Here is a 13143-nt window from a genome sequence, read left to right as displayed (position 1 = left end):
GTCTTAGCATGAAGAGCTGCTTTAACAATAAAAATACAAGGAGAAGGGTTGAAAATTTTACCAATATCCTTCATGATGAAAAGGGTTTCATTTTTTTTTTTTTTATTGCATCATCCTTCTTCAAGCCACGATGTCCCGTTCGAAAAAAAGTGCCAAATTGCTCATTCCATTAAGAGAAAGAGGTAGATCATCTATGGGGAAAAAGCCAGTGAGATTCGGAATTATGGCCGACGTCCATCAGGACTTTATGTACAAGGCCGAGGATCGTTTGAGAACCTTTATCGAGCATATGAACCGGGAACGAGTCGATTTTATCATTCAGCTGGGTGATTTTTGCTATCCGCTTCCGGAGAATAGATCCTTTGTGAATACGTGGGAGCAATTCGAAGGGCCAAGATACCATGTGCTCGGCAATCATGACATGGACAAGTGCAGCAAAAGAACGATCATGGATTTCATCGGGATGGAACAGAGCTACTATTCGTTTGACAGCGGCGATTATCATTTCGTTGTGCTGGATGGGAATAACCTGTTTCTCGAAGGCCGGTACATCGACTATGAATTCTGCAACTACCATAAGCACCCGGAGGCTAACAATTATTTGACCCCTGAACAGCTGGAATGGCTTCGCGGCGACCTGGCTGCAACGGATAAAACAACCGTTATTTTCAGTCATCAAAACCTGGAGTCCAGCTACACGGATGTGAACTACGGCGTACATAACAGTGAGGATTTCCGGTCTATCGTGAAGGAAGCGAATAAGGCCGCCGGATTCAACAAAGTGATTGCTTGTATGAATGGTCATAACCATTTGGATGGCGTGAAGGTGATTGACGACCTGTATTTTATCCATATTAACAGCATGTCTTATTTTTGGATGGGCAAGCCCTATCAGCATACGGTGTATTCGGAGGAAATCTCTGGGCAGCATCCGATACTGACGATGTGTGCTCCTTATGAAGAGCCTTTGTATGCGATTGTTACTTTGGAGGATGGAAGGCTCAAGATGGAAGGCAGAGAAACCGGCTTCGTTAGCGCATCTCCCTTGGAGTGCGGACATTCCAATTCGTACGGCGGGCATATCGTGACGGCACGGATTGCCGACCGTGTATTGAAATATTAGCTTGACGACCAGAAGGAGAAACCGGCGGGCGGGTGCAGACGGGACTTGTCCTTTTTTCATTCAAACAGAGGAAGAGGTTTAGAGCATGTTTAAGCGAGTCGATGTGAGTCCTTCATTTTTATAAGCAATGGAAAATACGATAAATCAAGGATAGACAACGCTTACATTCCCCTTTGCTTGCATTTGCGAAAAACATAAATTTTTACAGCTGTCCGGCTTCCTGGCCGGGCATTTTTTATTGTACTGGCGCGGTTTTGAACTGACAATGAACAAGACAATTTCACTCTAATCGTAAAAAAACACAACCTTCCGTAATTAAGACCGTTGGGGCCAAAGTCGAAAATAAGTTAAGATAAGGGGGAAGTTAAAATAGAGATAAACATCAGGAGAGAAGGAATACTATGAAAAAAGCAGTAAGTATGGTCATGGTTACGGCGCTTGCGGCAGGTTCCATAGCAGGATGCTCTACCAAAGGGGAAGAAGCGAAAGATTCGGCAGGAAAATCCGGGGATAAGGGTCCATTAAAATTTTCTATCGCGTATCCGATCACTTCGGGCGACGGCTATGCGCAGCGTTCCCCTGATCTAAACAAGGACAAGTGGGTTCAAAGATTGAACAAGCTGACGAACACGGAATTGGACGTCCGCCTGATTCAGCGTGAAAAAATGAGCATGATGTTCGCCGGCAACGATCTTCCGGATGTGCTTGGAAGTCTGGATATGCCGACAGGCAAGGATATGTCAGGCTCTGTAGAAGCCGGCGTATTTATGCCGCTGGACGATCTGCTGAAGGAATATGCGCCTACGGTGTATAAAAAGGTCCCAAAAGCGGCATGGGATTCCGTATCGTATAAAGGCAAAATCTACGCGATTCCGAGCTATTTGACGAATCCGTCCCGCCGCGGTACATATATCCGCACCGATTTGCTGGAGAAGACGGGACTGCCGGTGCCGACTACAGTTGACGAGTTCTTGAACGTCCTGCGCGCCTTCAAAAAGCTGGGCGTAGAAAATCCTTACCAAATGCGCGAAAACTTCAAGTATGCCGACGTGATTCTGGGCGCATATGATGTGCTTCCTTATAAGGACCAGTTCGAAAAACAAGGCGACCAAATCGTGCCGAAGTTCTTTGATGTAGAGAATATGCAGAAGGCTCTGCAGGTATATAAAACGATGTATGACGAAGGCTTGATGCCTAAAGATTTTGCTACGATTTCTTCCACGGATTACAGCAAAAACATCAACGCCGGTAAATCGGGCATCTGGTCGGCGAATGTAGGTACCGGCTTGAAGGATTTCAGAACGAATCTGAAAGCGGTAGATCCTAATGCGAAGGTGGATGTCATTCCTTCTCCTAAAGGACCGGAAGGAAAAGGCGGGTACTTCCTGTACTCCCCAATGGTCAGCGCTTACTACATCAACAAAAACGTAGATAAAGAGAAAGCCATCGGCATCATGAAGTTTGTGGAATGGATGGCGAGCGATGAAGCGGACAAGTTCTTTAGCCTTGGTGTAGAAGGCGAGAACTACACGGTCGAGAACGGCAAAATCAACTACAAAGCTCCGACGAATAAAGAGGAGACTCAAGAAGAAGCATTCCGCACGACCTTGAGACTGGCGTCCGATTCTACTTATAACAAGCTGCAACTAAGTGTCAGCCAGGACGGGCAGGATATATTGAAAGCCTTTGATACAGTCTTGTCCAAAGAAGGCTTGCCTGGTATCGGATTCAATCCGGACCTCAAAGCATTCTCCAAATATCCGGATTTGACGCCGCTTGGCGATACGGGTCCAAAGCTGATTATCGATCACATGGTGAAAATGATTTACGGCAAGGAGCCGATCTCCGATTGGCCGAAGGTTATCGAAGAGTACAAGGCTAAGGGCGGCAACGAAATCATCAAGGAAGCTACCGAAAGATACAACAACAAAGACGGCATCACTATTTTCAGCAATCAACAGCAATAAGACGGGAAAAAGCTTGGTTCAGTTATGTGAATCAGGCTTTTTGCGTCTTGTGAAGATAGTCGTAAAACAACAAAAACCACCGGTAGCGGTGGTTGATCTTATGTGATATAAGCAAATAAAAGCCTGTTTTTGACAGATTTTAAGCAAGGGGTGCTATCTCGAGTTCCTATAATAATAGTATAACTGATTCGAAAAGATAAGTCTATATTTTTCCTCCAAAACCTTTTATTGTTATAGAAGCCGGCCGGCACAAATATGAAATGGTGAGAAGTAGAAGGATGGCGCTTTCCAAAATTAGAACGGCAGCAACAACATTACATTCTTATAGGAGGGTTGTAGTATGCAAATTTTGATGATACGTCATGGAGAATCGGAAGCGGATATATTGAAGGTGCACGAAGGGCGGGCGGATTTTCCGCTAACCGAGCTGGGGCGTATGCAGGTTAAGCTGATGGCGGAGAAAGTTAGTAAGCTGTATCCTCCTGAGTTTATCTGGGCGAGCACATTAAGAAGAGCGAGCGAAACGGCGGGGGTGTTAGCGAACACCGTTGGATGTCCGGTTCAATATGAGGATGAGCTCATGGAGTATAATAACGGCGTTTTAGCCGGGTTGTCTTATGAAGAGGGGAAAAAATATGCACGGCCAAAGGCAGCACATGAGCGGATTGAAAACGGAGAATCGGATATCGAGTTTCGAATGCGGATCGAGGTCATTTTTTCCAAAATTTTGAATTCCTCCCCGTACGAGAGAATCGCCATCGTAGCCCATGGCGGGGTTATCAACAATCTGCTGCGCTCGTTCTTAAAAATGCCGGTTACCAAAGAGTTCGGATTCAGCAATGGAGACACGGCCATTCATCTTGTGGAAATGACTGCCGGCAGCAGAAAAGTCCATTTCTTGAATGATACTTCACATCTTGATGGGCTGATGAAAAGCATCTGACCCGGTAACGGAGTGGTGCGTCGGGCACGCTAAAGCAGGCTTGTATCCTATGACTCGAAAAGTAAGCGTACCCATTATGAAAGTTTTGTAAAATGGTTATTTTGTGCGTGCAATAGGCTCGGAACTGTGCTACGATACCTTGAGTTTAATGGAACGGAACGAAAAAGAGAAGGTGACATCATGGATTCCATTCAAGGGAAACAGCACGGGGGAAGTACCGAGCAATTCAATTTATTTTTTCTCACATGGCCGATATTTTTGGAAGTTTTTCTGTTTATGCTCATGGGGATCGCCGATACGTTTATGCTTAGCGCCATTTCGGATAATGCCGTTTCGGGAGTCGGGGCCGCGAATCAATACTTGGGCATTGCCATCCTCATACTGGAGGTTATCGGGAACGGCGCCTCTATTGTAGTGGCGCAATATATTGGCTCCCGGAAGCTAATCGAAGCCGCCAAAATATCGGCTCATGCCGTAACGCTCAACCTGCTTGTAGGCTTGGTGATCAGCCTCGGGTTTATTCTGTTCAACGGCGCCATGCTTAAGACCTTGAATTTAAGCGGGGATATCTTGGTTCACGCGCAGAGCTATCTGCATATCGTGGGCGGCGGCATTTTCCTGCAGGCTATCATTAATTCATTGGCCGCGATCATTCGGGTTCACGGATTTACCAAGCAAGCGATGCTCGTATCACTCGGTATGAACCTGGTGCATATAGCCGGGAACTACACGCTGATTTTCGGTCATTTCGGGTTTCCGCAGCTGGGCGTACAAGGCGCGGCTATATCGTCCATAGGAAGCCGTGCGGTGGCGGTCCTCGTCTTCCTGTGGCTGCTCTACCGGGTGACGGAGGTACGGGTAGAATTGAAATATTATTTTACCCTATCGCTTCAATATATTCGGAATATACTGAAAATCGGGATTCCCTCCGCGATGGAGCAAGTAATGTATCACGGCTGCCAGACGATCTTTTTGTTTTATGCGACCTTCCTGGGGGCCGAAGCGTTAGCGGCTAGACAATACGCCTCCAATATCTCCATGTTTATTTACTTGTTCGCCATTGCTATCGGCATGGGTACATCGATTATCGTCGGCAGACTGGTAGGGGCGAACCGGCAGGATGAAGCCTACAAAAGGGTGCTGTCCAGCGCGCGTTGGGCAAGTGCGGCCACCCTGCTCATGGTAGCGCTAGTGATGGTGTTCCGGAAACCTCTGATGGGATTGTTCACGGTAGACCCGGAGATCATTCGTCTGGGTGCGAACGTACTGCTGCTGAGCATTGTATTGGAAACGGGGCGTACGATCAATATTGTGCTGATCAACTCGCTTCGCGCTGCGGGAGATGCCAAGTACCCTCTGTGGGTCGGGATCTTTACAATGGTGGGGATGAGCCTGTCGCTAGGCTATCTGTTCGTTTTCAAGCTGAATATGGGCCTGGCGGGTATTTGGCTGGCTATCGCCTCTGACGAATGGTCCCGCGCGATCATTATGTATTTTCGCTGGAAGAGCCGCGCTTGGGAGAAGCATGGGCTCGTACGGCATGAATATAAAGAGCAATCAGCCGGTGTCTAACCACCCGCTGCATGTAAAAAGGAGCCGCTTAGGCTCCTTTTTTGTTGAAAAATCCGATCATACGGAAAAGTGCAAAAGGTGATAGGTGGGGTATTCCCTTACTTACGAAGTAAGTTTTCTTTTGGAAAACTCTAAAGCGTTAGCCTTTGTTCTCGGGAAATTCCTGCACTAAAGTTTATAATCAAAGTTTCCCGAGAACAACAGCGACCGGAAGGGAATACCCCACCGGGGTACCAATGCAATTTTTCTGATTTTCAGGTTTTTCATCAAACTCAAGAGCCATTCAGGCTCCTTGTTACTCATAAACCATAACCCAATACTTCTCTTCTCCCGGAGCTCCTTCTTCCACAAGCTTCTTCCAGCCGTTGCGCTCGTAGAACTTCAATGCTTTCTCGTTTTTGGATACGCATTTTAGCTTCATGGGCCTTCCCAGGATTTCGGCAGCGGCCATCAGCAACTGACCTCCTGCGCCATGACCGGAACAATCGGGATGCACAAAGAGATTATGAATAAAATGATCCGGTAAGTACAACGATATAAATCCCATGATTCGATCATGACCTTCAGCTACCAGGATGAGCTCATCCTGCGTGCTTGTATCGAAGTCCTCCAAGCGCATAGCTTCGGTATGGTCCCACCAAAAGCTGTTTCGCCGCGCTTCCAGATACAGTGTTCTTAATTCAGGATAATCGGATTCATTCGCTGTACGAATATTCAATCGCTCACGCTCTCTTTCCTTTACTTTCATCTACAGTATACGATACTCCGTTTGATTTTTGCGAATGGGATTAGTCCTCGGAGCCCTTCGCTACGTTCGTCTGCAGTGAAGCTCCCTGCTTCTCGGCGCGATAAAGTAAGGAACAAATGATGGCGATAGCCGCAACAACCGTCATTCCCCAGAAAATATTGGTGTAAGCAAGGGGGAGAGGCAGGCTTTTTTGCATGGTGAGCGAGGTTCCTGTGACAGCAACGCTGAAGGCTCCGCTAAAAAATTGCAGCAGCTGGAACAGTCCCATTCCCGCGCCGATATGCTCTTTGGGCACGATACGCGATATTTCATTGGATACGCTGGTGGTCAGGGCCGAGAAGCTGACGCTGAGCAGCATGTAAGTCACTACGATGGCATAGACGGAATGAACGGCCAGCAGGGCGAACAATGCGGCCGCTGCGATGAGCAGCCAAGGAGCATAACGGAACAGCATGGAGTTGCCGAAGCGGTCGATCATTTTGCCAATCCAGGTAGAGGCCAGCATCGACAGCACCGCTCCCGGAAATAATACGAGACCGGATTGCCCTGGCGTCAAGGCATACAGATGAGCCAGAATTTGCGGCACTAAAAATAAAGTGACGAAGCTGCTCATATAGGCCATAATTCCGATGGCATTAAGATTCATAAAAGATTTGTTGCCGAACAGGGAGGGCTGAACGAATGGATTATTCGTACGGCGGATCCGCATCCAGAACAGTACCAGGGCGAGCACTCCCGCAGCCAGCATCCACCAGGAACGGTTGGTTAAGAACAGCAGAGAGCCTGTGGTACCGATAGCGATCAGCACGGCTCCCGCAATGTCGAAGGAGCCTCTTTGCGGCTGCTCATCGGGCAGCAGCTTGTAAAATACAGGGGTCAACAGCAGGGTGACTGCTGTAACGAGAAACAAATCGTTCCACCCCAAATATTGGGTAATGGAGCCGCCGATCACAGGGCCTAGACCTAGACCGAGCGAGCTTGCCGACATGACGATCGACATCGATTTGCCGCGTCTCGATAAAGGAATATAGCGGGTCAGCAGAACAATTCCTAACGCCGGTACAGAAGCAGCCCCGGAGGCTTGAATCAGGCGCGCCATAAGCAGCAGAACAAAATGATGGCTAAAGAAGCCTAACACAGAAGCGCCTCCAAGGGACAGCAGCCCTATCGTGAACAGCTTGCGGATGGGCACGAAATCGGATAACCGCGAATAAGTGATGGACGAAATGGCAAACACAATGGAGTATCCCGTGACAATCCAGGAAGCCGCAACAGGAGACAGGCTGAAATCGATGGTGATCTTGGGCAGAGCCAGATTGAACATCATCGTGTTCATGACAACGAGAATGACGGTAAAACCGAGAAGAGGGATGACCCAGCTTTCCTTGAAGCTGTTTCCCACTCCGGCATCGGAGCTTGCATGGGGAGTTGCAGATTGACTATTCATAAAGCCCTCCTTAGGGTAACGGAATGTTTGTTCAATATTTCGATTGTTATCGAACAATAGAAATATATCATGAGATGTGCTATAATTCAATAAGGTCAGTGTAAATTTTTTGAAAAATATAAGGGGGATTGTCTATGAAGATTTTATTTCATCCCGCCGTTGACGATATTCATTTGAGCTCCGTCTTATATGCATTAAGCGATCCGGTCCGTTTGAGTCTGGTCAGCATGGTCGCCCGGCAGGGCGCTCAGCCGTGCAGTTCATACGAGCTTCCTGTAGCCAAGTCTACGGCTTCTCACCATATTCGAACTCTGCGTGAAGCGGGGGTAGTTCGAGTGCAGGTTCAGGGTACTCAGCATATTGTAGATCTTCGGAGGGAAGATTTGGATGCGCGGTTCCCCGGGCTGCTGGATGCGATCTTGAATGCGGCACAATAATAGATTCGTCGTAGAGGAACAACCCTCTCCTGATAAAGGGGAGGGTTGTTTGGCGCGGCTAGAGCTCGGCTGGCCTTCCTGCTGCAGCCAGCTCTGCAGCTTGGCCCGATAGGAGCAGCCTTGGGCGAAAAACTAGCAAGGTCCGGCTTTGCAGCTCCGCAGTTTCTGTAAGGCCTGGGAAAAAGGGAATGGCAAAAGGCGTGAAGGGCTTTACTTTTTGAAAAGCCGGTGTATAATACTAGAAACATACACATTTTCCCGTAAGAGAGCAGGGGACGTAAAATCACTTAGGTGGTTTTTGCGTCCCTTTTTGCCGTTCAAATTAAACAAGAAGGGACGATACCTATGCTGTTTACCCCTGGAGATCGTTATGTCCTTATTAACGCGGATGATTTCGGAATATCCGATAGCGCCAATCAGGCTATTATGGAGATGTTTCACGCAGGGGCCATTACGTCCGCATCGATTATGATGCAGGGGGAGAGGGCTCGGGCTGCGGCGGCATTTTGCAGAAGGTATCCGTCAGTTCGGGTCGGGATTATTAGACAAACCATCGAGCAGCAGCATTTGCGCTTGATTTCGTGGAGGGACATTCGGGATGGGCAGCGATTCGGGGAATGGTAAGGCAACTGTGGAAAACAAAAAAGACAGTCCGCTTTCAGCTTGCCTGCAGCGGCTGCCTGTCGATGCACAAATACCATTGGCCATTTTTATAAAAAGCGGAGCATCGTTCTAACCTCATGTACGCACATAAAAACGCTTGCAGGATTGACGATGAACCATCCCAAGCCGGTAAGCAACACACATATACATGTTGTGCGGGTAAGACTAAGCAATGGGTCCATGATGCGCAAAGTTCTCCCCCTCCGTTCATCTTCAGCTGTTACAGCATATGCACGGCTTGAGAAGTTTGTCCGTGGAGAGGGGGACATTTGGAATCAATATTTTAAAAGGAATCAGCCGCCGGACGCTACGGCTTCCGCAAGCAAGGTGTACGAATGAAGCCGCTTCTTGTAGTCCTTGATCATAGTGACCACGATAAATTCATCAACGCCGTAGAGGTGTGACAGCTCCTCCAGCTGCATTTTGACTTTCTGCGGAGTACCGACCAGCCATTTTCGGACCGAGGATGACGAGGGGCCTTCTTCTCCAGTGCTTTGCTGCCCAAAGGGAGCCATACCCGCAGCTGCTAGCTGCTCGGCCCCTTCTTCGGTTTCGGCGCAGACGACCCCGATGGCCGCGATCGCTCGAGGCAGCGGGCTAAGACGCGACGGAACGAAAGCCTCGCGGTACGCGTCAAGCACCTCCTTGCCGTTCACATCGCTCATGAACTGCCCGAATACATACCCGGCTCCTATCTCAGCCGCATAAGCGGCGCTCTTACGGTTCGTACCGAGCATCCACAGCTCCGGCGGCACTGGGGGAGCAGGACGTGCGGTAACCTTCTGCCCATCCAGCTCGAAGCTGCCTTCGAGCAGCCTGATGAGCTCCTGCAATGTATCGGGCAGCTGCCGGACATGCTCGAGGAAGTTGCCGCTCAGCGCAATGCTGACATGCGCCGAACCGCCGGGTGCGCGGCCGATGCCTAGATCCACACGCCCCGGGTAGAGGCTTGCGAGCAGGTGGAATGATTCCGCTACCTTGAGCGGCTTATAGTGAGGCAGCAGCAGGGCGCCCGAACCGATACGGATGCGCTCCGTCCGCGCCCCGACGTGGGCTAACAGCACCTCCGGCGAGGTGCAGGCCAGATGCGGCATATCGTGATGCTCCGCAACCCAATAGCGGGTATAGCCCAGCTGCTCGGCCGTTTGAGCCAGTTCTACAGCTTGGGATAACGCATAGGTTGCGTCTGCTCCATCCAGAACAGGAACCAAATCCAATACACTGAGCTTCAAAGACTTCATACCTTCTCCTTTCCGTATCCCTTCCTGCATCTTCAATCGAATATATTCATCCTTCACCGTAGCTTGATACCTGCTTCAATCAATTTAAGCCGCTTTGATCGGTTCGCTCTCATTAATTTATCAGCCAACTTTGTAAATTCGAACGCTGCCCACCCCCAACCCCTTCAGGCGGACCGAACAGGGTATCCATCAAGGATAATAAACCCCCGGTAGGAGTATAACGAAACCTTGCCCCAGCGTGAAGGATGCAGGCACTCCAGAAGTCGTCGGCAGCCGGGATGCTTTTTTTCGACATAAAAAAAGCGAAAGGCCGTAAACAGGGTATCCCTTACAGGGGCGATAATAGCAGTGGCCGGAAGGCTCCCCCACCGGGTACCGGGGCAAACTTACAGATTTTCAAGTTTCTCAATAGACCACCCCTGTGCATCGGGTTATCCCATTGTATCATAACCATCCGTCATACTCATCAGAGATGCGCTTGGAGAGAAGAGGGGTTGACAAACAGGAAAATGTATTCTATTGTATTAAGTGTACTACACGTACTAATACACATAAACTTAGGTTGATATGAAAAAGGGGTGAGAAACCTTGCCAATACATATCGATGAGCGCAGTACGACCCCCATTTGGGAACAGATCGTTCAGCAAGTTAAGGAGCTTATATTGAAAAAGGTGCTCCGTCCGAACGACAAGCTGATGTCTGTTCGCGAGCTTGCTTCCGCTCTGCTGATTAACCCGAATACGGTAAGCAAGGCGTATCAGGAGCTGGAACGGCAGAGCATTATTGAAACCCGAAGGGGAAAAGGAACTTTCGTCACGGAGGCTTTGTCCTCAGCTCAAGGAAATGAGCAGAAGATCAAGGAAATCCGGGAGTCTCTGAAGCTGCTTGTCATGGAGTCATCCTATATCGGCGTCAGCCGTGACACGCTCGTTCAATGGATTGACGGCTATTTGAAGGAATGGGGAGGCGAAGACGATGTTAACCGTCCGCAATCTAAGTAAACATATCGATGGCAAACCCATTATTAGCGGGGTTCATTTTGAAATCAAGCAAGGGACGATCACAGGGCTGATTGGCCGTAACGGCGTAGGGAAGACGACTTTGCTAAGACTTTTGGCCGGTATTTTAGACCCGGACGAAGGGGAAGTAATGCTGGAGGGAGTTAACCTGACGGCCCATCCGGAGGTCAAGCAATCCCTGTACTATGTGCCCGATTCCATGAGCATGTACAACAGCTACAATGTTAAGGAGCTGGTCCGTTTACACCGCCATATGTATGAGTCGTTCGATGAGCAAGCGTTGTACGGTTGGATGGATCGGTTTCAGCTGCCGGCGAACCGGTCGATACGCAGCTTTTCCAAAGGGATGAAAGCTCTGTTGTTCATGATCATTGCCTTGTCTACGAGAGCAAGGCTGATCTTGCTGGACGAGCCGACCAACGGCCTGGATGTTATCGTGAAGAAGCAGATTATGCAGCTGCTCATAGAGGAAGTATCCGAGCGGGAGACGGCTCTATTCATCTCCTCCCATCACTTGCAGGAGCTGGAGAAGGTAGCCGACGTCATTATGATGATGAAGGAGACGGAGATCGAATCCGTCATCCGAATCGGAGAGCTGCAGGAGACGTACAAAAAAGTCCAGGTCGCCTTTGCCGACACTATGCGTAATCCTCTCTCATCATTACCCGATGTGGAAGTATTGTCACAGGTCGGGCGGGTGGCTACGCTGCTGCTGAAGAACGATACGGCAGGAACAATGAAGGCATTGAAGAACAGCGAGCCGCTGCTGCTGGATGAGCTGCCGGTAACTATAGAAGACTTATTCATTACGAAGCTGGGAGGGGATCGGCATGCTTCATAAGGGATTATGGTTTCAAAATTACAAGCAATCCAAATACATCCTTTGGGCGATTTGGCTCACTGTCGTGTTGAGCGGCGTTCAATTTTACAATCATGCCGGTAATGTGGCATCGCACCTTCAATTTTACATGGAGATTGGGAGGAACTATCAGGACGAGTACCAATACAATTTCTATGCTAACGTGGAAATGATCTCCGCTATACAGCTGCTGCTGTGCATCGGGCTGGCGGCTGTTTTGGTCGGCCTCGGGCGAACGAATCAGACGCTGGAGCTCGCCTATGCGATGCCTGTGAAAAGAGAGCATATATTCTTAACCAAATGGCTGCTTGGAGTGGTTCACATCATCGGAGCGACTACGGCTGGATTCTTGATCCAACTGGCCATAATCCATACGACCGTTTTGAGCACATTTTTGCCGGATCGTTTGATGGGAATCTATTATTTGCACCAGCTTTTCACTCTTTGCGCGGTGTTCAGCCTGTCCCTATGGATCGGATTTGTTGGAGGGAACGTTATCTCTCAAATCGCTTTCTGCATCATCCTTCCGCTGGTTCCATACGACTTATATGGTTGTATGAAGGGACTCGTTTCGATGCATTATTTTGCGATGGGCATTATGAATACAAGGGAAGACTGGCTGTTCCTTCGGGAAATGAGCATTCTGTTCGAGCATATTTCCTTTCCGATCAAGCTGCTGCATGTGAATTCGTTATTCGCCTTAGCAAACTTTACGGCCGGGAACGATGAATCCTATTTGTGGAAAGTACGCCAGCTGTACTTCGGAATCCATTCCTTTATCGTCCCTGTACTGGTTACAGCGGGAAGTGTATGGGGAATGCACCGGATGGCGAGGACATCGAGAAACGAAAACAACGGAAAGCTGCTGTTAAACGAACGCTTGCGTCCCTATTTGGTAGCCGGTGGTATGGTATGCGTCTTCCTGTTCGGAGGGACGCTTCTGGAGGGAATGCTGGGTAATCACTATTATGGAAGGGAAGGCCAGCATGCACAGAAGTATGTGCAAAATTTAATCATTTTCTACACTTCCGGCGCCGTCTCGGCGGCCGTGGCAGCCTTTATCATCCGCAAATGGCTCGGGGGTAAAGGACTGCCGGGCAGAAGACGGACCAGCGCAAGTTAA

General features: G+C 49.1%; 12 protein-coding genes. 9 read left to right on the top strand and 3 right to left on the bottom strand.

Annotation, left to right across the window (positions count from 1 at the left end; translation table 11 throughout):
• Positions 1-193: 193 nt before the first annotated feature.
• From ABEA66_RS07740 to ABEA66_RS07725, 4 genes are all read left to right on the top strand, one after another.
• The gene (locus ABEA66_RS07740; protein ID WP_345587107.1) at positions 194-1123 is read left to right on the top strand and encodes a metallophosphoesterase family protein; all 930 of its coding nucleotides are present in this window, start codon (positions 194-196) and stop codon (positions 1121-1123) included.
• A 401-nt stretch (positions 1124-1524) separates the two neighbouring features.
• Entirely contained in the window at positions 1525-3090 is a 1566-nt protein-coding gene (locus ABEA66_RS07735) for an extracellular solute-binding protein (protein ID WP_192705419.1), read from the top strand.
• Positions 3091-3430: 340 nt separating this feature from the next.
• Entirely contained in the window at positions 3431-4033 is a 603-nt protein-coding gene (locus ABEA66_RS07730; protein ID WP_345587106.1) for a histidine phosphatase family protein, read from the top strand.
• 180 nt (positions 4034-4213) lie between these two features.
• Positions 4214-5605, top strand: a complete 1392-nt coding sequence (locus ABEA66_RS07725) for an MATE family efflux transporter (protein ID WP_192705417.1) — start codon at positions 4214-4216, stop codon at positions 5603-5605.
• Positions 5606-5900: 295 nt separating this feature from the next.
• On the opposite strand, the gene ABEA66_RS07720 is transcribed toward ABEA66_RS07725, so the two are convergent.
• Both ABEA66_RS07720 and ABEA66_RS07715 read right to left on the bottom strand, forming a co-directional pair.
• Complete coding sequence (locus ABEA66_RS07720; protein ID WP_345587105.1) at positions 5901-6323, bottom strand: GNAT family N-acetyltransferase; 423 nt, start codon at positions 6321-6323, stop codon at positions 5901-5903.
• Between the two features lie 70 nt (positions 6324-6393).
• Positions 6394-7800 carry an MFS transporter gene (locus tag ABEA66_RS07715; RefSeq protein ID WP_345587104.1) on the bottom strand — a complete coding sequence of 469 codons (1407 nt, stop codon included), beginning with the start codon at positions 7798-7800 and terminating at the stop codon, positions 6394-6396.
• 134 nt (positions 7801-7934) lie between these two features.
• Between ABEA66_RS07715 and ABEA66_RS07710 the strand changes: the two genes are divergently transcribed.
• Together ABEA66_RS07710 and ABEA66_RS07705 are read left to right on the top strand one after the other, a co-directional pair.
• Positions 7935-8237, top strand: coding sequence for an ArsR/SmtB family transcription factor (locus ABEA66_RS07710; protein WP_345587103.1), 303 nt, complete (start codon positions 7935-7937; stop codon positions 8235-8237).
• Between the two features lie 345 nt (positions 8238-8582).
• Positions 8583-8861: a ChbG/HpnK family deacetylase gene (locus tag ABEA66_RS07705; protein WP_345587102.1), complete on the top strand. Its 279-nt coding sequence runs from the start codon at positions 8583-8585 to the stop codon at positions 8859-8861.
• A 332-nt stretch (positions 8862-9193) separates the two neighbouring features.
• On the opposite strand, the gene ABEA66_RS07700 is transcribed toward ABEA66_RS07705, so the two are convergent.
• A complete protein-coding gene (locus ABEA66_RS07700; RefSeq protein ID WP_345587101.1) occupies positions 9194-10141 on the bottom strand; it encodes an LLM class flavin-dependent oxidoreductase in 948 nt (315 codons plus the stop codon).
• A gap of 588 nt (positions 10142-10729) precedes the next feature.
• Between ABEA66_RS07700 and ABEA66_RS07695 the strand changes: the two genes are divergently transcribed.
• The 3 genes from ABEA66_RS07695 to ABEA66_RS07685 are packed head-to-tail and all read left to right on the top strand — an operon-like array spanning position 10730 to position 13143.
• Positions 10730-11143 carry a GntR family transcriptional regulator gene (locus tag ABEA66_RS07695; protein WP_079915096.1) on the top strand — a complete coding sequence of 138 codons (414 nt, stop codon included), beginning with the start codon at positions 10730-10732 and terminating at the stop codon, positions 11141-11143.
• Positions 11118-12002, top strand: coding sequence for an ABC transporter ATP-binding protein (locus ABEA66_RS07690; protein ID WP_345587099.1), 885 nt, complete (start codon positions 11118-11120; stop codon positions 12000-12002). The genes ABEA66_RS07695 and ABEA66_RS07690 overlap by 26 nt, the downstream gene beginning before the upstream one ends.
• The gene (locus ABEA66_RS07685; RefSeq protein ID WP_345587098.1) at positions 11992-13143 is read left to right on the top strand and encodes a Re/Si-specific NAD(P)(+) transhydrogenase subunit beta; all 1152 of its coding nucleotides are present in this window, start codon (positions 11992-11994) and stop codon (positions 13141-13143) included. Before ABEA66_RS07690 ends, ABEA66_RS07685 begins: the two co-directional genes overlap by 11 nt.

The sequence above is a fragment of the Paenibacillus vulneris genome (genome assembly GCF_039543185.1).
GTDB classification, from domain to species: Bacteria; Bacillota; Bacilli; order Paenibacillales; family NBRC-103111; genus Paenibacillus_S; species Paenibacillus_S vulneris.
This window is presented reverse-complemented; position numbering and strand designations above follow the sequence as displayed.